The 21624-nt window shown below is 62.1% G+C and carries 17 protein-coding genes and 1 pseudogene; 9 read left to right on the forward strand and 9 right to left on the reverse strand.

Annotation, left to right across the window (positions count from 1 at the left end; genetic code table 11):
* Positions 1-8: 8 nt before the first annotated feature.
* From AC0L24_RS05660 to AC0L24_RS05670, 3 genes are read right to left on the reverse strand one after another with little or no spacing between them, the layout of a single operon-like run.
* Positions 9-1115, reverse strand: a complete 1107-nt coding sequence (locus tag AC0L24_RS05660) for an ABC transporter ATP-binding protein (RefSeq protein WP_127270374.1) — start codon at positions 1113-1115, stop codon at positions 9-11.
* Positions 1115-1852, reverse strand: coding sequence for a GntR family transcriptional regulator (locus AC0L24_RS05665; protein ID WP_127397404.1), 738 nt, complete (start codon positions 1850-1852; stop codon positions 1115-1117). Before AC0L24_RS05665 ends, AC0L24_RS05660 begins: the two co-directional genes overlap by 1 nt.
* Positions 1852-3186, reverse strand: coding sequence for an aspartate aminotransferase family protein (locus tag AC0L24_RS05670; RefSeq protein ID WP_473563548.1), 1335 nt, complete (start codon positions 3184-3186; stop codon positions 1852-1854). The genes AC0L24_RS05665 and AC0L24_RS05670 overlap by 1 nt, the downstream gene beginning before the upstream one ends.
* Before the next feature lie 121 nt (positions 3187-3307).
* Here AC0L24_RS05670 and AC0L24_RS05675 point away from each other — a divergent pair, with 121 nt between their 5' ends.
* The 7 genes from AC0L24_RS05675 to AC0L24_RS05705 all read left to right on the forward strand — a co-directional run bounded on the left by AC0L24_RS05675 (position 3308) and on the right by AC0L24_RS05705 (position 10353).
* Entirely contained in the window at positions 3308-4363 is a 1056-nt protein-coding gene (locus AC0L24_RS05675; protein ID WP_127809476.1) for an ABC transporter substrate-binding protein, read from the forward strand.
* Positions 4364-4394: 31 nt separating this feature from the next.
* A complete protein-coding gene (locus tag AC0L24_RS05680; RefSeq protein WP_164873800.1) occupies positions 4395-5594 on the forward strand; it encodes an ABC transporter permease in 1200 nt (399 codons plus the stop codon).
* A complete protein-coding gene (locus AC0L24_RS05685; protein ID WP_127809474.1) occupies positions 5591-6400 on the forward strand; it encodes an ABC transporter permease in 810 nt (269 codons plus the stop codon). The genes AC0L24_RS05680 and AC0L24_RS05685 overlap by 4 nt, the downstream gene beginning before the upstream one ends.
* Entirely contained in the window at positions 6397-7575 is a 1179-nt protein-coding gene (locus AC0L24_RS05690; protein WP_127809473.1) for a M20 aminoacylase family protein, read from the forward strand. Before AC0L24_RS05685 ends, AC0L24_RS05690 begins: the two co-directional genes overlap by 4 nt.
* Positions 7575-9008 (forward strand): NAD(P)/FAD-dependent oxidoreductase, encoded by a 1434-nt coding sequence (locus AC0L24_RS05695; RefSeq protein WP_127809472.1) that lies wholly within the window; start codon positions 7575-7577, stop codon positions 9006-9008. Before AC0L24_RS05690 ends, AC0L24_RS05695 begins: the two co-directional genes overlap by 1 nt.
* Positions 9009-9010: 2 nt before the next feature.
* Positions 9011-9373: an AraC family ligand binding domain-containing protein gene (locus tag AC0L24_RS05700; RefSeq protein WP_164873799.1), complete on the forward strand. Its 363-nt coding sequence runs from the start codon at positions 9011-9013 to the stop codon at positions 9371-9373.
* Positions 9374-9858: 485 nt separating this feature from the next.
* Positions 9859-10353, forward strand: a complete 495-nt coding sequence (locus tag AC0L24_RS05705) for a response regulator transcription factor (protein WP_245491318.1) — start codon at positions 9859-9861, stop codon at positions 10351-10353.
* Between the two features lie 320 nt (positions 10354-10673).
* On the opposite strand, the gene AC0L24_RS05710 is transcribed toward AC0L24_RS05705, so the two are convergent.
* A complete protein-coding gene (locus tag AC0L24_RS05710; protein WP_127809469.1) occupies positions 10674-12758 on the reverse strand; it encodes a DUF5801 repeats-in-toxin domain-containing protein in 2085 nt (694 codons plus the stop codon).
* Between the two features lie 997 nt (positions 12759-13755).
* On the opposite strand from AC0L24_RS05710, the gene AC0L24_RS05715 reads away from it, so the two are divergent.
* Positions 13756-15525, forward strand: coding sequence for a type I secretion system permease/ATPase (locus tag AC0L24_RS05715; RefSeq protein WP_128362986.1), 1770 nt, complete (start codon positions 13756-13758; stop codon positions 15523-15525).
* The gene (locus AC0L24_RS05720) at positions 15522-16871 is read left to right on the forward strand and encodes an HlyD family type I secretion periplasmic adaptor subunit (RefSeq protein ID WP_127809467.1); all 1350 of its coding nucleotides are present in this window, start codon (positions 15522-15524) and stop codon (positions 16869-16871) included. Before AC0L24_RS05715 ends, AC0L24_RS05720 begins: the two co-directional genes overlap by 4 nt.
* A gap of 21 nt (positions 16872-16892) precedes the next feature.
* Here AC0L24_RS05720 and AC0L24_RS05725 read toward each other — a convergent pair whose 3' ends face one another.
* The 5 genes and pseudogenes from AC0L24_RS05725 to AC0L24_RS05745 all read right to left on the reverse strand — a co-directional run bounded on the left by AC0L24_RS05725 (position 16893) and on the right by AC0L24_RS05745 (position 21623).
* Positions 16893-17729 carry a sulfite exporter TauE/SafE family protein gene (locus tag AC0L24_RS05725; RefSeq protein WP_127809466.1) on the reverse strand — a complete coding sequence of 279 codons (837 nt, stop codon included), beginning with the start codon at positions 17727-17729 and terminating at the stop codon, positions 16893-16895.
* 122 nt (positions 17730-17851) lie between these two features.
* The gene (gene pldH, locus AC0L24_RS05730) at positions 17852-18598 is read right to left on the reverse strand and encodes a pyridoxal 4-dehydrogenase, SDR-type (protein ID WP_127809465.1); all 747 of its coding nucleotides are present in this window, start codon (positions 18596-18598) and stop codon (positions 17852-17854) included.
* Positions 18599-18631: 33 nt separating this feature from the next.
* Positions 18632-19808 (reverse strand): annotated as a pseudogene (ppaT, locus tag AC0L24_RS05735) (pyridoxamine--pyruvate transaminase).
* Positions 19809-19833: 25 nt separating this feature from the next.
* Positions 19834-20640, reverse strand: a complete 807-nt coding sequence (gene pldA / locus AC0L24_RS05740; RefSeq protein WP_127809463.1) for a 4-pyridoxolactonase — start codon at positions 20638-20640, stop codon at positions 19834-19836.
* Between the two features lie 47 nt (positions 20641-20687).
* On the reverse strand, positions 20688-21623 hold the full coding sequence (locus AC0L24_RS05745) for a putative B6 ABC transporter permease subunit 1 (RefSeq protein WP_127267958.1): 936 nt from the start codon (positions 21621-21623) through the stop codon (positions 20688-20690).
* Between the last annotated feature and the right edge of the window lies 1 nt (position 21624).

A 21624-nucleotide genomic window follows, 5' to 3' on the forward strand; every position in this document is an offset into this window, starting at 1 on the left:
TTTTGTTGTTATCTCTCGAGCGCGAGGCAATCCTCACGACCACAGCCCAATCGAACCGCCTCGCCCGCATTGAGTTCGGACCGAGACGACGATGCGGCAAGCTTGACAATGAATTTCAGGCCGCCCGCCGTCACAGCGACGAGCCGGATGTGATCCCCGACATAGACGGACTGAACGACGGTTGCCGCAATCACGTTGAGGGCGGTGGAGCCATCGTGCAATAAGGACATGCGCTCGGGCCTGATCGACAGCGTCACCCTGGCGCCCGCAGGGGGCGTCGCGCCAGGGGAAATGGCGTTCAACACCAGATCGCCATCGTCGAGATGGACGGCCACGCCACCGTTTTCACCGCCGGCAAGCACGGTGCCGGACATGCGGTTGTTCTCGCCGATGAAGCTCGCCACAAAGCTGCCCGTCGGACGCTCATACAGTTCGCGTGGTGTCGAAAGCTGCTCGATGCGGCCGGCACTGAACACCGCGATCCGGTCCGACATGGTCAGCGCCTCGGTCTGGTCGTGTGTCACATAAACGAACGTGACGCCGAGCCGGGCATGGATATCCTTGATTTCGAACTGCATCTGCTCGCGCAATTGCTTGTCGAGGGCGCCGAGCGGTTCGTCCATCAGGACAAGATTTGGTTCGAAGATCAGGGCGCGGGCAACCGCGACGCGTTGTTGCTGCCCACCCGAAAGCTGCGCCGGACGCCGGTTGCCGAATTCGGGCAACTGGACCATATCGAGAACGTTCCTGACACGTCGCGTCACCTCGTCGCGGCCAAGTTTGCGGACCTCGAGCGGGAAAGCCAGGTTTTCGGCGACCGTCATGTGCGGGAAAAGCGCGTAGTTCTGGAACACCATGCCGATGCCGCGACGATTGGCGGGAACGTTGTCGATGCGCTGACCGTCAATGAGGATTTCGCCCTCGGTCGTATCTTCGAACCCCGCAAGCATCATCAACGCCGTCGTCTTGCCAGACCCGGAAGGCCCCAGCAGCGTCAGGAATTCGCCGCGCATGATTTCCAGGTCGAGCTGACGCACCGCCTGGACCGTCTGCCCGTAGCGCTTGCTGACGCCACGAAACTCGACATGAACCGGGCCACGCGGGGATCCGCCCATCACCGCGCCTGCGCCTTGGGATCACGGCGTGCCGAAGCCGGGCGTTTGCGCGCAGGCTGAGCCTCAGCCGCCGCCGCGGCGCGAAGAATGATGTCGGCGGCCTCACGCAGATCGGCAACCAGCGCCTTGCGCGCAGCCGCGCCATCGGCGCGACGCAGCGCCGCGAGCATTTCGTCGTGATGGTCCAGGCCCAGGCCGTAGGTCACGTCCGAGCGGACGATGTTCAGAAACGGTCCTGCCTGCAGCCACAATTTCTCAATGATCTGCTGGATGAGAGGTGACCGCGCGGCATGGTACATCGTGAAATGGAAGCGCCTGTTCAGGCCGAGATAATTAGCCATGACATTGCTCTCGACGCATTCGCGCATCAGCCCGTTCAGCTTCGCCAATTCATCGAGTTCTTCGGGCGTGATGGTCGTCGCGGCCCACTCGGCCGCCGTTCCTTCGACGCTGCAGCGCACACGCACCAGATCCGAAATACGCGCCACCGTGGCCTCGGGGACGATGACGCCCCGATTTGGGTGGTCGAACATTGCCTCGTCGCTGACGAGTTGCCGCAAGGCCTCGCGCACCGGCATGGCGCTGGTCCGGTACTGTTCGGCAAGCTGTCGCACGACCAGTCTTTGGCCGGGCAGGAAGTCACCGTTCATCAGTGCTTCCTTCAAGCCCGTATGGACACGAACATGAGCTGTCTTTTGCGCGGCCGAGCCGGCACTGGCATCCTTGCGATCAAGCATCAGTTTGTCCGGCGCGGCAGTATTTTGAGGTTGCTCGACAGGAAATCGTCGAATGCGCCGGCGAAGCCGTCGAGTTCGGCGTCGCCAAATGGCAGTGACAACGCCAGCATGCCGCGCGGCGTCACGTAGTACCCTCGCAACAGCATTTCGATATGGCAAAGCGCAATCACCGAAGGATCGGCATCGTCGAGCCGCGCCGGAGTGTCCACCGGCCCCCTGACGAAATGCAGGTTCATCAACGACCCACGCCCTATGACGATGCCCTCGACGCCATGCCTTTCAAGGGAGACGTTCATCGCTTCGCGCAGGCGATCGCCGCGCGCATTGATCGCGCGGCTCGCCTCTTGCGTCAGCACCTGGGTCAGACCGGTGAAGCCAGCAGCCATGCTGAGAATATTGTTGTTGAACGTCCCGCCATGCGAGAACGCACCGGGCAAAGCCGGATCGAAGCGATCGACGAGGTCGGCGCGTCCACCGAATGCGCCAAAACTGGCGCCGCCGCCGATATACTTGCCGAGCGTCACGAAATCGGGAAAAATCCCATGCGCCCCGTGGAGCGCGCGGTAGTCGAGGCGCGAAGTCATGACCTCGTCGAAAATCAGCAGCGCCCCGGTATCCTTCGTCACCGCGCGCAGCGCTTCCAGGAACTCACGCGTCGCCGGGATGCAGCCGCCGCCGCCCATCATCGGCTCGACGATCACCGCGGCAAGCTCGTCGCCCTGTTCCTTGATGACCGCCACGGCGCCTGCACTATCGTTGTAGTCGGCGAAGACAAAGGGGAAAGGCAAATTGAGTGGCGAGCCGCCATGCGCAAAGGTGAGTACGCCACCGTGGTAGCCCTCGCGGAATGCGAGTATCTTCGAGCGCTGGGTAATGGCGCGAGCCGCCGAAATAGCCATGATGTTCGCCTCGGTGCCCGAGTTGCAGAAGCGCACGCGCTCGATGGCCGGAAAACGGTCGACCACCGCGGCAGCCAGGCGCGCCTCATAGCGGTTGGGTGCGCCCAGCATGATGCCACCCTGTATGACGTCCACAAGGGCCGCCGAAATCGCCTTGTCGGAGTGGCCGTAGAAACCGGCACTGTATTCCGAGACCAGGTCGACATAGGTATGGCCGTCCAGATCGGTCACCCTGCAGCCTTCACCGGAAACAAACGATACGGGGAATGGCCGATACCATAGAACAGCCCTCGTATTGCCGCCCGGCAACGATGCCGCGGCCTCGTTCTGACGCGCCAGGCTGTTCGGGTTGGCGTCAGCGAAACGCTGTCGCGCCTCGTCCAGAACAGCAGCGAGACTGACATTGGCGCGCACGTCTCTAGTGCCTTGCAGCATTCGATCAAATCCCTTTGGCTTTTTCACTTTTTTGCACCGTATCGTAAATTCCTGTTGCTAATCAATCCATTTTGCGTTTGAAATTTGATCAAATCCACAACGATAAGAAAGGGGAACTGCAATGAGGACTTATCTGCAAGCCGTATCTGCCGCCGCGATCTGCCTCGCGACCTCGACTTTGGCCGCGTCCGCGGCCGACCCCGTCACGGTGGTCGGCTGGGGGGGTACATGGGACAAGGCCTACAAGGATGGGGTCTGGGACAAGTACACCGAAAAGACGGGCGTTCCGATCGTCATGGAAGAATGGGGCGGCGAGGTCGCCAAGGTGCGTGCCCAGGTGCAGGCAGGCAACATCACTTATGACGTCGTCTCGGTCGAAGCGCCCGCCATGGAAGTCGGCTGCGCCGAAGGCCTGTTCGTCCCGCTGACGCCCGAGATCACCGGCGACGCGGCGAATTATCTTCCAGGCACCCTGCACGAATGCGGCGTCGCATCCGACACCTGGGCTACGGTCCTTGCCTACAACACGAAGGTCTACAAAGGTGACGCCGCGCCGAAGAGCTGGGCGGATTTCTGGAACGTCGAGAAATTTCCGGGAAAGCGCGGGCTTTACCAGCAGGCACAGTTCACGCTGGAAAATGCGCTGATGGCCGACGGCGTGAAACGCGAGGACATGTACAAGGTGCTGGCCACGCCGGAAGGTGTCGATCGGGCTTTCGCCATGCTCGACAAGATCAAGCCGAACGTCGTCTGGTGGTCCACAACGACGCAGGGCATCCAGAACCTCGACAGTGGTGAAGTGGCTCTCAGCGACGGGTTCAATGCGCGCATCACCAACGAAGCCATCAACGAGAAGAAGCCCTATGCGATCGCATGGGACGCTGGCTTCTTCTATGGCACCGACTACTGGGCGGTGGTGAAGGGCGCGCCGCACCAGCAGGCCGGGCTGGATCTCCTCAAGTGGTTCTCCATCCCTGAAAACCAGGCCGGCTTCTCGAAACTCTATGCCTATGGCACCGGCCGCAAGGAAGCCGCCGACCTCATTCCCGCGGATTGGAAGGCCAACCTGCCGACGTCGCCGGAGCACCTTCAGTACGGCGCCTCCTATGACAACGACTTCTGGACCGAGCACAAGGAAGCACTGGAAGAACGCTTCAAGGCCTGGCTCGCGAAGTAACCCAGGCATGTTGGTCGGGACAAAGCCGGCTATGAAGCGGCGCCAACGGGGCGGCATGCTCGCCCTGTTGACGGCCCCGCTTATTCTGTTCGTCGTCATTCTGTTTCTGTGGCCGGTAGCGCGCTTCCTCGCTCTGGCCGTCGACAACTCGGATTTCTCGAACAACCTGCCGCGCACAATTGCCGCTCTGGCGGGCTGGAATGCGGATAGCGGCCTGCCTGGCGAACCCGTCTTTGCAGCACTCGTCGAGGATTTGGCCGACGCGCGGCGCGCCGGGAAGGAAGGCGTCCTGGCGCAACTCGTGAACCAGCGCGTCGTCGGCAGCCGTTTCCTCGTCATCAAGACGGCAAAGGATGCGGCCGACGGCAAACTCACTATGCGTCCCGTGCGCGACGAGGTGCTCTCCAAACAGGCCGGCTGGAAAAACATCGATCTCTGGCAGGTCATAGCGCGCCAGCAAAGCGCGCGAACGGACTATTATCTGTTGGCGAGCCTGGACCTGAAGCGAGGCGCGGACAATTCGATCGAAGCCGTTTCCGCCGACCGCGCCATCTTCGTCGACGCGCTGCTGCGTACGATCTGGATCAGCATCGTGGTGACCGTCATCTGCGCGGTGCTCGCCGTGCCGCTGGCGCAGGCAATTGTCAGCGCGCCCCCGGCGTGGTCGAAGCTGATGTTCGCGTTGATCCTGTTTCCGCTCTGGACGTCGCTGCTGGTGCGCACCGTCATCTGGATCATCGTGCTGCAGAAGAACGGCCCCGTGAATTCCACTCTGCTCGGATTGGGTATCGTCAGCGAACCCCTCGACCTCATCTACACCCGCTTTTCGCTCTATTTGGCGATGGTTCAGGTTCTGCTGCCTATGATGGTGCTCTCCGTCGTCGCTGTCATGCGGCGGGTTCCGACCACCTACATGCGCGCGGCACTGTCGCTGGGTGCGCCGTGGCTCACGGCGTGGCGCCGCGTGCAGTTACCGTTGATCCTGCCAGGGATCCTGTCCGGCGGGGCGATCGTTTTTGTCTTCGCACTTGGCTACTACATCACCCCGACGCTTGTCGGCGGGCCGACCGACCAGATGATCTCCAGCTACATAGCTTTCTACACGAACAGCACACTGAACTGGGGCATGGGTGCAGCGCTTTCGCTGCAACTGCTGATGATCCTCGTGTTGTTTGCGTTGCTGTTCTGGACGGCGTCCGTCCTCTTCCGCCGCAAGGCGCATGTCGCATGAGCGCCGACCGCTTCCGGAAGTGGCTGATGTATGCCTATGCGGCGACGTTGCTGGCGTTCATCATCCTGCCCCTGCTGATCGTGATCCCTATGTCGCTGACCTCGAGCAATTCGCTGGCATTTCCGACGCCGGGCTGGTCGCTGCGCTGGTATGCCGAACTGTGGGTCGACCAGCGTTGGCCGAACGCACTGTGGAACTCGGTCGTCATCGGGCTGTCCACCACGGTTCTGGCGTTGCTGCTCGGCATACCTGCGGCGATCGGACTCGCCTGGGGCGATTTTGCCGGCAAACGGATTCTCTACGCGATCATCGCCGCGCCCTTAGTGACGCCGGTTGTCATCGTCGGCGTCGCGGCTTTTTCATTCTTCGCCACACTGGGACTCGTAGGCAACAAGCTATCCATCATTCTGGTGCATACGGCGATGGCCGTGCCTGTGATGCTGACGACTGCCGTCGCCAGCCTTTCGACCTTCGACCGGACATTGGTTCGCGCGGCCGCATCGCTCGGCGCCGGCACCATCCGCACATTCTTCAAGGTAGTGCTGCCGCTGATAGCGCCGGGCGTCATTACAGGGGCCATCATCGCCTTCATCATCTCTTTCGACGAAGTCGTCGTCGCAAGTTTCCTCTCGACAGGCGCGGAGCGAACCTTGCCTCGCATGATCTTCTCCGGGGTTCGCGAATCCATCAGCCCTGCCATCGCGGCCGTCGCTGTGCTGCTGATCGCATTCTCTGCGACCCTGCTTGGTGTCATCGCCATCCTTCAGGGCCGCTCGCAAACTCTCCGCGCAAGGGCATCGGCATGAGACTGGTTCCATCGGTACAGCAGTTGGAGACCGAGATGACGACCTGGCGGCGGCATCTGCATGCCAATCCAGAACTCGGCTTCGAAGAGTTCGAGACGGCGCGTTTCGTGGCGGACAAACTGCGCTCGTGGGGCATCGAGACGACCGAAGGCGTCGGACGGACAGGTGTCGTCGGTACGCTCAGGGGCAGGCTCGGCGCTGGTCGCAGTCTTGGCATCCGAGCCGACATGGACGCCCTGCCGATGACCGAGGCGCGGCCGCTGCCGCATGCATCCCGCATTCCCGGGAGGATGCATGGCTGCGGCCATGACGGTCACACGACGATGCTGCTCGGCGCAGCCTCGGCGCTTGCCCGCTCGCCCGACTTCGCCGGCACCGTGCATTTCATTTTCCAGCCGGCCGAGGAGGGCCGAGGTGGGGCCCTCGCCATGCTGAATGATGGCCTTTTCGAGCGTTTCCCCTGCGATGAAGTCTACGCGCTGCACAATTGCGAACGGCCGCTGGGCGAGATCGCCGTCCACCACGAGACGGTGGCAGCGGCGGCTGATCGCTTCGAGATCGTCGTGCATGGAAGGGGCGGCCATGCGGCGATGCCGCATCTTGCGATCAATCCACTCCCCGTCGCCGCGCGCATCCTGCTGGCAATCGAAGCCCTGCCCGGTCGCCTGACCGATGTGCACTCTCCGGCAATCGTCACCGTTGGCAGCCTGCGCGCCGGCGAAGCCTTCAACACCATCCCCGATGCGGCGTTTCTGACCGGCACCGTGCGCACCTTCGACCATCAGGTTCAAAAGACGCTGGAGATGGCAATCCGCCGCATCGCGAAAAACGAGGCCGAAGCTTTTGGCGCCAGCGTCGATATTCGCTACGAAACGCCCTTCGCGCCGACGATCAACACTCCGGCGCAAGCCGACGCGATGATCGCGATTGCGAACGAGGTGATGGGCTCGGAACGTCTCGTCGTCGATCCGCCTCCCGAGATGGGTTCTGAAGATTTCTGCTACATGTTGGAACAGCGGCCGGGCTGCTATTTCTTGCTTGGCCAGGCGGACGACGCGCACCAGGCCGCCGCGCACGACACCAATTACGATTTCAACGACGCTATCCTGCCGATGGGCGCCAGTCTTTGGGTCAGGCTGGTGGAGCGCCGCCTGTCCGCCGCAGGCGCATCGTGATGCAGTTGCCGGAAAAAGACATCCGCTGGCGGAGCCATTGGCTGCGGCAGGCATTGCCCGAGGACCCGGACCTTGCGCCTCCGCTCGAAGAGACAACGCAGGCCGACATCTGCATCGTTGGCGGCGGGTATCTCGGACTGTGGACCGCCATTCGCCTCAAGCAGCACAATCCAGGCTTCGACATTGTCATTGTAGAGCGCGACATTTGTGGTGGTGGCCCGAGCGGCCGCAATTCCGGAATGGTGCTTTCGGCGTGGACCAAATACAGCGCGCTTGCCGCGCTGCGCGACGGAAACGACGCGCTTTCGATCATCAAGGCATCCGAAGCCGCGATCGGCGGCATCGAGGCTTTCTGCAAGGCCGAGGCAATCGACGCCTGGTTCGATCGCATCGGCTGGATCTGGGGCGCTACGTGCGAAGCACAGCTTGGCGCCTGGGACGACGCGTTAAACAAGCTGGCAGCGCACGGCTACGTCCCGGCGCGGCGAGTTTCGCGCCCGGAGATCGCGGCGATGGCCGGTACGACGAGCCACCTTGGCGGTGCGTTCGACGCTTCGTCGGCAACTGTGCATCCAGGGTTCCTGGTGCGCGGCCTGCGTCGTGCAGCGCTGAACCGCGGCGTTCGGATCTATGAAAAGTCGCCGATGAAGCGGTTTTCGCGACGTGGCAAGCTCACGGTGGAAACGGCGAAAGGAACTGTGTCCTGCGGCAAGGTCGTGCTTGCCATGAACGCCTGGTCCGGGGCGATTCCGGAACTGGCCCCTGCGATCTTCAACATCTCCAGCGACGACGCCATGTCACAGCCCATTCCAGACCTTCTCGACAAGGTCGGCTACCGCCGGGCGCCGCTGATGATCGATTCCCGCGTCTTCGTTGGCGGTTGGTCTCCGACGCGCGATGGTCGGCTGTCCGTCGGCGTCAGCGGTGGCGTCATTGGCTTCGGCGGCATCGTCGACCAGCGTTTCCATGGCCTGTCGCCACGGGTCGCCGAAATGCGTCGCGTGCTGCGGGATGGCCACCCGGCGCTCGCCGATTTCCCGCTCGAAACATCGTGGAACGGCCCGATCGACCGGACGGTCAGCGGCGTGCCGCTGTTCGGCGCTTTGCCCGCCAACCGCGATGTCGTCTACGGCTACGGCTTTTCCGGCAATGGCACGACAATGGCTTATATCGGCGGCGAGATCCTCACCAGCCTGCTGACTGACGGCGAATCGGAACTGACGCATTCGGCGCTGGTGCGTCCGGTGGCGCGCGGTTTCCCGCCCGAACCCTTTCGCTTCGTCGGTGCGCATTTCGTCCGTGGCGCGGTGCGTCGGCGCGACGATCTTGAACATGCCGGGCGCAAGCTGGATCCGGTGACGAGATGGCTCGCCGGGCTGGCTCCGTCCGGCGTCACTCCCTCCAAAGCCAATCTTCGCGCAAAGAAAGGATGACAATGTCCAAGGCCAGGATTTTCAAGCACAGCGAGTTGACTCTGAAGCCATCAGTCACGCCGACCGGAACGTCGTCGATCGCGCGCGTCATCAATGCCGAGATCAGCCGGACCATGGGCGGTGGCATTGAGTATCTGGAGAACGCCTCGATCGACTGGACCGTGACCTATGACGAGGTGCTGTTCATCCATGAAGGCACGCTGACGATCGAACTGGATGACGGCCGCCACGAATGCCGCCCTGGCGACATCGTCTGGCTGCCCAATGGCACGCATCTGAAATACATCGCAACCGAACGCACCGGCTATTTTTACTGCCTGTACCCATACGACTGGGCCGCGCGGCAAGGGACGGTAGAACCTTGAAGTGACAGGCATATCATAGGTTCGCCTTTCACCGCGCAGTTCCGGGGTAGTGAAACAGCTGTTGGCAGCTCCGCGAAGTACGCATTGCAGGTCAATATCGTCGGCTGCAAAGCGTCACGCTTGGAAGCGATTTCATGGTGATAGCGGCCAGGAAGGGCAGCTAGCCAGCTTTCCGCCCAAGTACGATGTGAGATATCCGCCGATCCGCCTGGCAGACGGCGGATTGTCATCATAGCAATATGCATATTAGCTATTCCTTGACAATCTGCCTGGGCTCTGGTTTCCTGATTTAACGGGTGTTTAACCAAGTTCGTTGCGTTTTTTTTACGGACGGTGTTCGCATGTCAACGTTAGTTGTCGCGGACCCGCGGGGGGTGTATCTCGCTGGTCTGGAATGGGTTTTGCAGAAGGCTGGACACGATGTTGTCGCCCAGTGTCGCCGCCCTGTGGACGTTCTCGCTCATGTGGAGCGCCATCGACCTGATATGGTCATCGTTGGCGTGGATCTCGCGGACCAGCAGACATCAGGTCTTTCCTCACGGCTGAAGGCCTGCAGCAGCGCTCTCGGCATCATCTTCATCGTGCAGCCAACCGGCGGGCTCGATGTCAGGGAAATACAGACGCTCGACGTCGACGGCCTGTTTCTGGACGGCATCAGCCACCGCTTTCTCATCGAATGCGTGAATGCGGTGGCGGCGGGCAAGAAGTGGATCGACAACAAGATCGTCCAGCAGCTGCTGATGCCCGGATCGCAGCCGCAGCCAATGTCCAGGCTGACCGGGCGGGAGACCGAGATCGCCGATCTCGTCTCGCGCGGGCTGCGCAACAAGGCCATCGCGCAGCGGTTGCACGTATCCGAAGGCACTGTGAAGATGCACCTGCATCACGTCTATGAGAAGCTGCACCTCGGCAGCCGGGCGGAACTGGCCTGGGTGTCGCATGGCAAGGGCCTCCCCCCCTCAGGAACGGGCCTCCTCTGAAAGCTGCACTTTTATCGGGCATCCAAGTGAGGCCGGCAACGGGCAGGAAAGCCGCGCGATAGCATCGGCCGTGACATCGTCTGTTTCTCGACGATTGCGGACGCCTGCTCTCGGTCCGACCCGCCTGATAACCGGGGATTGACTTGGCGGTTGCTGGCTCTCCCCTCCTCCGGTTCCTTTAGCAAACAGGCTACCACAGCATACACCGCAAGCTGCCGCTTTGCGTCTCGCCTAGGTTGAGTCCAGAGCCTTGAACGTCCGGCCCCTCGAAGGGGGCCGGATCGCTTGCGTTGAAGCTAATGAAGGCTACGAGAACGTCATCAAACGATGAAGTCCTGGCTTGCGAGGATGCTTAGTGTTTGAGTAGCGGCATCCCCGTCGAGGTCGGTGTTTGCCAGCGTGAATTCGAACGGCTGATCGTCAACCGGACCCTCGATGCTCGTCGAGAAGTCGAGGATGCGAACACCCGAGTTGGCACCGGCGACGTGGAACTGAACGTAGGCCGTGTCGAAGGCTTGACCACCATCGTCGTCGATGGTCACGGTCTGATTGCCCGAGCGCAAGCCAGTAACGTTGTCGATATTGTGATCGATCAGATTGCCGCCATCGTCGTAAAGCCACGATTCTACCGTGATGGCGTTGATGTTTCCAATTCCTGCGACCGCGAAGGCCAGATTGTTGATGTCAGACCCGTCCGCAGTGGAGAAGGTGAAGCCCTCATTGTTGTTGATCTGCGAAGCCTGACCGCCTTTCACGCCGAACCCAACTGCATCGGGGTTAAGGTCGTCAGCCGCTACAGTCGGGCCTCCCAGTGGAGCAGTGTTGAACGGCGCAAAGGCTGCCTCGGTCGCGTTCGCTGCGGGCGTAGCGTTGAAGATCAGACCGTCAAAGACGATGCTGCCGGTGTTATCCACCGTGGGTACTATCAAGGTCTCCTGGGGACCGCCCGACTTGACCGCATTGAAGTTGAGGTCGGACTGCTCACCCTGGGGTGTGAAGAGCACGTCGAAGGTGTATCCCGAGTCGGTCACGTTCAGTTGGTAAAGGTCCGTATCGGTGGCCACGTCGTGGTACGTCAGCGTGGTTCCGTCGGCGTTGAGAATCTCCTCGATGGCAGTGCCACCGAGATCGGTGTAAGCGGTGATGGTGACGTGTGAGCCATCGGCTCCGGGAGTAAGGTCGAACGTCCCGGTGTCCTGTTGATTGGCGGCCAATCCGACCTGGAACGGCGTGGCATCACCAGTGATGCCGTCGAACGTCGGCCCGGCGTCCTCGAACACGAGGTGCGTCCCGAGATCCTCGTGGTTGACGACCGTCACCTCGCTCGATGAGGGGAACGCGACTTCGAGGTTCTCAACGCGCACGCCGGACGTGCTTTGCTTCGTGTCGTAGAAAAATCGAACGTAGATTTGGTCGACGCTATCGGCCGATTCGATGGTGTAATTCTCAAAGACGGAGCTGCCCCCAGGTAATACTACTGTGTCGGTCCCGTGCTCAATTACTATCCCATTATCGACAGTCCACCACTCAATGTTAACGCTCTTCACGCCGCCTACGCCCTGGACGTCGAACCTGATACCGCCGATCTCGTTCGCATCCGGACTAGCAGAAGTCCAGGCCGCGTCTTGAACGAAGAAGCCCTCATTTTGATTCAACTGAGAGGCTTGGCCGCCCTTCACACCGAAGCCGATCGCGTTGGGGTTCAGATCATCATCGGTTCCGGGGTTCGTGTTGATGGTCGTCGGATCAGTGACTGCACCTGCCGGGAAGATGAGCCCATCAAACTTGGCGCTGTGATTGTCAGTGAGATCGGCTGTCGCAACCGTGAGCGTCTCCTGCGGACTACCTGACGGGATCGACGCGAAGTCCAGCGACTGAAACGTCGTTACGAGTTCGGTGGTCGTTACATCCAGTGTGATCTTGCCTTCGGCGAAAGACAGGATGTCGGCATCGTCAACGGCGAGGGGATCGTTGTGATGCAGCGGTTCGTATTGGACGAGGTAAATCTGCGCTGACGACACGTCAGTCTTATCAAGCGCAACCGCGAACGCCAGATCGCCCGTGGGGTCAGCGACACCATTCACGGCCTCGCGCCCATAAATGACGCCGCCCTCGTTGTAGAGGAAGATTTCCGTACCGTCGACGGTAAAGAGGCCGCTCGTCGTGCCGTCAGCGGGGATCGACAGCGCCAAATCGGTCGCTCCGGTTGTGTCAAGTAGGGCGGTGTTGACGGCCACCTGCGGAAAACCTGTCGTGGCGTCGGTACCGAGACTGATTCCCGCCACACCCAGGGCCACGAGATCGTCGATGAGCGCCTGGTCGAGGAGGACATCATTGTCATCGGTGACGGTCTGTACGCCGATCTGCTCATCGAGAACGAGATTTGTGTTGGTAATAGTAGCCATAACCTGCCTCCCAATTGTGATTGAGCTGTTCCAGGGTTAGTTGGATTAGGTCAGGCCGCGGCGAAATGGTGGATCGTAGAAAACCACGATTGCCCCCCCGGCTATCACTTGAGATGCCAACAAACCCTGGCTGCTGAGGGGCCTATTTGGCGCAGCCTAAGGACGGCTGGTCAACTTTCCGTCTGATAGTATTACGACCTATATCGAACGATATATATCGTTTCGAAAGTGTCGCTGCCATCAATATAACTAGAAACATTAGCCCGCGAGAAGAGCCGTAGTGAAAGCTCGCATCCGAGCAAGCCACACGTGTCAACCGCTTTGCAAAACTGAGCCCCGATCAGCGTCCAATTTTGACTCCCTCTAAGTAAGGGCACGTTGTTTGGCGCTCGCAGGAGCTTTCGGGTTGCAGCCCGCCGAGCGCGGATGAGTTTGGCCGTGTTAGGTTGATCAGGCGCTGTTCTTGATACGCCGGAACTCGTTGCCCCGTCTCGACGATCTCATAGTGATGGATGAGACGATCCGAATTAATCGAGGATGACGAATCCGTGGCGGGTGAGATAGTCGGCGATGCGGCCCTGCTTGCCGGCACGACCCCGGTCTTGAACTGGTCGACCAGACCGAAGACGTTGCACCTGCACCTTCTCTACGAAAAGCTGCACCTCGGCAGTCGGCCGGAATTGGTCTGGGTGTGGCGCATGGCATGGGCCTCGCCCCCCAGGAACGGGCCTTCCTCCGACATCCGCGCTGGCATCGACATGAGGCCGGAAAGGCCGGAAAGCCGCGCGATGGCATGCCAATAAGATCCGTCGCAGCGCCTGCGCCGGACTGATATATCGAAAGATATATATCGTTCGATCAGGTGCGGACATTGACCTCAATACCATCGAACCGGGAATGGACGCCTCCTCTTAGGCCGCGACACAATGGAGGATCACGGCCGCATTGGCTGCCCCGCGATCTGTTGCACGAGATGTCATCCCGCGAGATATGAACGATGAAGATCACCCAACAGCCCCCTGCCCTGCAAGTGGTTATGAAAGAGGTCAGGCGCGCCATCCGGCCACTGATCTGGTTCAGCGGCGGCATCAACGTGCTGATGCTGACCGGGGCGCTATACATGCTCCAGGTCTACCACCGCGTGCTGTCCAGCCACAGCCTGGAGACGCTGGCGATGCTGTCGCTGATGGCGGCGGCCGCGCTCGGGACGCTCGCCGGGTTGGAAGTAATACGCGGGCGTCTTCTGGCCAAGGTCGGATCATGGATGAACGCGCGCTTGGGACCGGTTCTCCTGACCGCATCGGTGGAATATGCCGCCTCGGCGCCCGGCCAGGCCAACGCCCGTCCGTTGCGCGATCTGGACCAGGTGCGGAATTTCTGCACCAGTCCCAGCATCTTCCCGATCCTCGACGCGCCTTGGGCGCCGCTGTTTTTCGCTGCCATATTCATCATGCACCCCTGGCTGGGTTGGCTGGCGCTTGGCGGCGGGATCATCCTGTTCGCTTTGGCGCTGCTCAACGAATATGTCACGCGAAAGCCCTTGATCGAGGCTGCGGGTGCGCAGTCGCGGGCCTATGTGCAGGCCGAGGCGGCGATCCGCAACGCCGAGGTCGTCCAGGCGATGGGTATGCTAAAGCCGCTGATGGAAGGCTGGAAGGCACAGCAGGACGAGGCGAACAAAGGACAAGTCCTTGCCGCTAACCGGGGTGGGGTCATCGCGGCCATCGCGCGTTGTCACCGGCTGGCCCTGCAAATGGCCATACTCGGCCTCGGTGCCTATCTGGTTCTTCGCAACGAGGCCTCGCCCGGTATCATGATATCCGCCTCGATCCTGATGGGGCGCGCATTGTCACCGGTCGAGCAAGCGATCGGCACCTGGAAGGCGACGGTCGGAGCCCGTGCCGCTTACCGGCGCCTCACCGCGGTCGCCGGACAGCACCGGGAGGCCACACCGGTCCTGCCACTGCCCCGTCCGAAAGGCAGGTTCGAGGCCGACAACCTTGTGCTTGCCCGACAGGGTGGCGAGCATATCCTCAAAGGCATCAACTTCCGCCTCGAGCCCGGTGAAGCGATGGCGTTGATCGGCCCGAGCGGGGCCGGCAAGACGAGCCTGGCGCGCATACTCGCCGGCGCCTGGCGCCCGTCCGCGGGGCGCGCCTTGCTGGACGGAACGGATGTCGCCCAATGGGCGGCGGAGGACCGTGGTCGTCATGTCGGCTATCTGCCGCAGGACATCGAACTCTTCGCCGGCACCGTGTCCGAAAACATTTGCCGCTTTGCTACGCTCAACCCGGCGGTCTTCAACAAGGTGGTCGAGGCCGCGCAGCTGGCGGGAGTCCACGAGCTGATCAAAGGACTGCCGAAGGCGTATGGCACCGAGATCGGCGAAGCAGGTGCGATACTGTCGGGCGGGCAGCGCCAGCGCATCGGGCTGGCGCGGGCCCTCTACGGCGATCCCGCGCTGCTTATCCTCGACGAACCCAATTCCAACCTCGACAGGGAGGGCGAGGAGGCATTGATTGCCGCTCTCGGCGTGGCCAAGGCGACGAACACGACCGTTATCCTGATCGCGCACCGCGCCAACATTTTGGACAAGGTAGACAAGATACTGGTCCTCAACAGGGGTCAGCAAGATCTCTTCGGGCCGCGCGACCATGTCTTCAACGAACTCGCCAGCCGTGTCGGCAAGGTGGCCCATCTGCCCAAGGCGGCCCAGTTGCCAGCCCTTGAAGTGGTGAAGGAAATCAAAGAGGTCAAGGAAGCATGAGCCGCCCCCCCGAATTGAACGTCGTGCCGCTGCCCCGTCCCCCGCCCTCGCTGCTGGAACCGGTGCCGCTGCGTCTCACCGGCGTGACGTGCACCGGCTTCGCGATCATGTTCCTGTTCTTCGGCGTGGCCGGGGGATGGGCGGCCCTGGCGCCGCTGGACAGCGCTGCGGTAGCGTCGGGCGTGATCAAGGTCGCCGGCGACCGCAAGCTCATCCAGCACCTCGAGGGCGGCATCATCGCGGAGTTGAACGCCGCCAACGGGGATATCGTCAAGGCGGGCAAGATCCTCGTCCGGCTCGACGGCACGCAGGCAAAGGCGCAGCTCGACCTGATCCAGAACCGGATAGCAACGCGTGAGGCGCTGGCCGCGCGTCTCAGGACCGAGCGTGACGGCAAGACCGAGATCGAGTTCAATCCGGCGTTGCTCGCAAACCCCGCGATCGCCGTGAAGGACGCGGTGGCAGCACAGCGTGACGTGTTTACAGCGAAGCACCACAATCTGAAGGACGAGCGGGAAATTCTCGGCCAGCGCCGTCACCAGGTCGAGGAAGAGATAACGGGGCTGGAGCAGCTTGTCGTCACCGAAGACAAGCAGATCGAGGCAATCGAGGGCGAAAGCAAAGACCTTGAGGGTCTGCTCAAGAAAGGGCTGACCACCCGCGAACGGAACCTGTCGCTCAGACGCCAGCAGCGGGAGATCGAGGGCGAGCGCGCCACCAATGTCGCGGCAATCGCCCGTGCCGGAAGCGCCATGGCCGAGATCGACATGCAGATCCTGAACCTCAACACAGTGCGCCTGAACGAGGCCGTCGACGAGTTGAGCAAAGTCGAGGCGGAGCTGTTTGACCTCGGACAGCAGGAGCGTTCCGCCAGGGACGTGCTTAGCCGTACCAACGTCGTCGCGCCCGTTGACGGCATTGTCATGGAGCTGAAGGTCCATACGGCAGGCGGTGTCGTGAAACCCGGTGAGACATTGATGACGATCGTCCCGCTCGGACAACAACTCGTGGTCGAGGCTATGGTCAAGCCGGAGGATGTCGAGACGATCGCACCCGGACAGCCCGCGCGCGTCAGCTTCCCGGCCTTCGCCCGCTACAACCTGCCGCCGCTCGAGGGTGTTGTGGAGATCGTGTCGGCTGACCGCATGGTTGAGGAACGCAGCGGCGCACCGTATTTCGCCGCGACGGTTGTGATCGACAAAAGCGAACTCGGCAAGCTGGAGGGTCGCAAGCTGCTGCCCGGCATGTCGAGCGAGACGATGATCCGGACGGGGGCTCGCACCGTTCTCTCTTATCTCGCCGAGCCGATCACGCAGAACTTCCGCCGGGCCATGCGGGAAAAATAGCCGTAAGCCGCCTAACCGGATTCAGGAAAGCAGCATTCGCCCGGCCGTGATCGCCAGGAAGAATGCAAAGGCAAGTTTCAGGTAGCGCGGGTTGAGCGCGTGGGCGAGCCTTGCGCCCAGAGGGGCGAACAGGAAGCTCACGGGCGCTATGATGGCAACCGCCGGCAGGCTGACGTAGCCCAGGCTGAGCGGGGGCCTGCCGGCAATCTCGAGACCCGACCAGATGAAGCCGGCCACCGCCGGAAGCGCGATGAGCAGGCCAAGTGCCGACGATGTGCCGACGGCCCGGTGGACCGGAAAGGAAAAGCTGGAAAGCGTCGGCACCGAGAGCGTGCCGCCGCCAATTCCCATGAGCGAAGAGACAAAGCCGATCACAGCAGCGATCGCGCGGTTGATCCAGCCGCTTTGCGGCAGGTGATCGGAGATCACGAGGTGCTTCGGCAATGCCATGTTGACGGCCACCAGCAGGCCGACGACGCCGAAGACCAGCCGCAAGCCGGCGCCCGGGATGAATTTCGACATGATGCCGCCGATGAGGGCACTGACGAAAATGGCCGGTCCCCACAGAGTGAGCAGTGCCCGGTCGACATTGCCGCGCCTGTTGTGCGACCGCATCGACGAGATCGAGGTGGGGATGATGACCGCAAGCGACGTCGCGACAGCCAGATGGCTGATCACAGCAGGCGAAAATTGGAACAGGCTAAGTACCCAGAACAGCACCGGGACGATGACGATGCCGCCGCCGACTCCCAGCAGACCGGCGAGCACGCCGGAGGCAATTCCGGTCATGGCCAGGCCGGCGATCAGCATTGCAATCGTCAGCCCGTCGAAAACCGACGTGTCGAATCCGAAGTCCACTATGATTTTTCCTTGATTGGCCATTTGCGGCACGGCCTTGCGGACACGGCCGCTCATCCGCTGTTGCGACCCAAAATGCAGGTCGCCCAGAAGGGTCGTAGCGTTTTTGGGATGCGCTTTGGCTAGTGGCGCACCATCCCGGCGTCGACATTGAGCGTCTGGCCAGTGATCCAGCGCGCATCGTCGGAGGCCAGGAACGAGACCACATCGGCGATATGCTCCGGCTGCCCTTTGCCTTTCATCGCCTGAAGCATCTCGACGAAGCCGAACGCCTCGTTGTGCGGGCTCGCCTTGACGCCGTCGCTCTCGATCAGGCCGGGCGTCACCGCATTGGCGGTGATGTTGTATTTGCCAAGCTCGGTGGCGAGCGCCCTGGTGAAGCCGATGACGCCACCCTTGGCCGCGACATAGGCCGCCATGTTCGGCGTGCCGGCAAAGAAGGTGTTGGATGCGATGCTGATTACCCGTCCGGCCTTCCCCGCCGCACGCATCTGGTCCGTACCGGCACGGCTGACGATAAAAGTGCCGGTCAAATTGACGTCGATGATCTTGCGCCAGTGGTCGAGATCGACATCGTCCCAGGCGACGAACGGCACGATGCTGGCATTGTTGACCAGGATGTCGATGCCCCCGGTCAGGGCCTGGATTTCGGCGAAGAGTGCCTTGACCGATGCCGGATCGGAAATGTCGGCGGCGATCGCCCTCGCCTTTCCGCCTATCGCCGCAGCCGCCGCCCCGGCACCTTCGGCATTGATGTCGCCGACGATGACGGTTGCCCCGTCGGCGGCAAGCCGCGCTGCGATCGCCTTGCCGATACCCTGCGCGGCGCCTGTAACCAGGGCCGTCTTTCCCGCAAGCCGTTCAGTCATGAAAATGCTCCCTCAATCCGTGGTGATGTCTGTTCAGGCGTCGGCGTCGATCACGGCCAGCGCCGCGTCGATGCCCCTGCCGATCGCCAGTTTCTGGCCGGCCGCATTCATGGCGCCGCCCAGTGCCGTCAGCGCCGCGATCGCATAGATCGGCTGGGCTGTCGGTCCCATATGGCCGATGCGCGTCAGCTTTCCCAAGGTCTCGCCGCGCCCCGACGAAAACACCACGCCGTAACGGGCGCGCGCGGCCTGGCGAAGCGCCTTCTCGTCGACACCTTCGGGCGTGCGGACAGCGGTCGTGGTCGGCGACGCGATGCTGTCGCTGGCAGCCCAGATCGACAGGCCCATCGCGGCAACGCCAGCGCGCATGGCCTTGGCGGTGAGTGCATGGCGCGCCCACACCGCCTCCGGTCCCTCATTGAGATAGAGGTCGAGCGCGACATCGAGCCCGTTGATCTCCGAGACCGACGGCGTGAATGGAAACGGCTTGTCCCGCGACCACGCATGCTCCCAGTCGACGATGCTGAGCATCGACGCGCGCGGCGCCAGGGGATTGGCCTTCATCTTGGCCCAGGCCCGCTCGCTGACACCCATCATCGTGAGGCCGGGAGGCGCGCCCAGGCATTTGTTCGGGCCGGTGACATAGATATCGGCCTTGCAATCCTCGGGATGCGTCTTCATGCCGCCAAACGACGAGACGGCATCGACGATGAGATAGCCGCCATGCGCTGAAACCAGCGCACCGATGGCGTCGATCGGATTGATGGTGCCGGACGGCGTGGTGGTGGCAGACGGAAACGACGGTGATCTCCGGATGCGCCTTCAGCATTGCCTCGACCTCCTGCGGATCGATCGCCTCGTTATAGGGCACCTCGATCTCGAGCAGATGTGGCGAATAACGCTTCGCCCAATAGCCGAACCCCTTGCCGTAAACGCCTGAGGCAAGGTTGAGCACGACATCGTCCGGCGTGATCAGCGAGGCCGCGGCGGCCTCCAGGCCAAGCACCGGCTCGCCATGCAGGATGACCGGCTTGTTCGACAGCCGCATCGCCTTTTGCGCCTTGTCGACCACACCTTCGTAGAAAAGCTGGAACGCCGGGTCGTAGTCGTAGAGCACCGTGCGCCCGAGGCCGCGCAGCACTTCGGCATAGGCGTTCACCGGCCCCGCGGTCAGGGTGATGACCGGATCGGCATGTTCGAGATAGCGCATCGTCTTGGTCTCCGGATTGGCGGGGTCAGCCGTAGAATTGCGTGCCGGTCCTGTAGGTCTTGAAGTTGTCCATGTCGTGCGAGTACATCAACTCGGCGCCATGGTCCTCGGCAAGTTTCTTCACCTTGCGCATCGAATTGACGCCCGCTACCGGATCGATGTGGAACGCCGCCTGGCACAGCGTTTCAAGGCTCTTCTGCGTATAGGCCGCATCGATCGTGAACATGATCGGCTTGCGCTTGGGGAACTCGACCAGCAGGCTGTAATGGCCGATCGAATGGCCGGGCGTCGAGATCAGCCGGACGCCCCTGGCAAGGTCGACGTCGCCATCGACGCCTTCGAAGCTCGAGTTCGCCCGTGTCGTTCCCGCAAGCAATTGCCCGGTCGCGCCACGCGCTTCGGCAGCCTCCGCCGAAAAACTCAGATCGGAATAGCCGAGATGTTCGAAAGGCTGGGGATTGCACGCCTGCGGCACCTCGGTCCGGTGGCAGATCTTCTTGGCATGCGGAAAATACTTGTTGCCGCCGCAATGATCGAAGTGGAAATGCGAGTTGACCACGACGTCGATGTCCTTCGGCTCAAGGCCGAGCAGCGCCAGGGCGCCGGGGATGGTCTGGTGCTTTTCCTGGATCGGCTTTTCGAATGGCAGCACCTTCATCACATGATCGTAGTCGTAGCCGGTGTCGATGAGGAACCGGCCCTCGGCATGTTCGATCAGGATCGAATAGACCGGGAAGCGCACTTCGCCGCCAGGGCCGCGATTCCAGAACACATGATAGCCGTCGAGAACGAGCGAGCCGCCGTCGAGCAGGTAGACCTTGGTATCCGACATTCTTGCCTCCTTTCTTGGCGCGGGTCCCGTCCGCGCATGAATTGTCCTCAGCGCGCGCCGCGCTCGTATGGAATGCCGAGCGCCGCCGGCAGGCTCGCGCGCCGGCCGAACAGCACCAGCATGATCATCACCGCCAAGAACGGCAGCATCTGGATGATGTCGGTCGGTATGTTGATCCCGGCCACCTGCATGGCCGTCGTCAGCGACAGGCAGACACCGAACAGCAACGCACCGAACAGCACCCAGATCGGGCGACCGCGCGCCAGCATGGCCAGCACGATGCCGAGAAAGCCCGCGCCATTGGTGATGAACGGAATGAACAGCCCAGCCCCGACATTGGCGAGATAGGCGCCGCCGAGCCCAGCCAGCGCTCCGGTCGTCAACACGGCGATGGTGCGGGTCCGCACGACATCGATGCCGGCGACATCGAGCGCGGCCGGCTTGTCGCCTGCCGCCTGCAAATTGAGGCCGAGTTGCGTGCGCCGATAGAGGTAGCTCATGCCGAAAACCAGCGCGACCGCCAGATAGACGATCAGATGATGCTTGAAGAATGCAGGCCCGATGACCGGGATGTCCGAAAGCAGCGGAATGACGGTAGCATCCGCCGCGGGCAGGCGCGGGTAGCTGCGTGAGAACTGGAAATGGTGGAGCAGTGCCGTCAGGCCCTCGAGCCCCAAGGTCAGCGCGATGCCGATGACGATCTGGTTCAGCCCGATGCGCACGCAAAGCAGCGCCATGACAAGCGCCACCGCAGCACCCCCGGCGGCACCGGTGAGAAAGCCCAGCCACAGCGACCCGGAATAGAAAGCGCCGACAAAGCCGAGATAGGCGCCGGCCAGCATCATGCCTTCGATGCCGATATTGAGCACGCCCGCCTTCTCGGAGATCTGCTCGCCGAGCCCGGCAAGCAGCAGCGGGATCGCCGCGGTGACGGCGCCGAACAGGAGCGCGCTGAGAAAGACTTCGCTGAACAGCCCGGTCATG

The sequence above is a fragment of the Mesorhizobium sp. WSM4809 genome, from assembly GCF_055811655.1.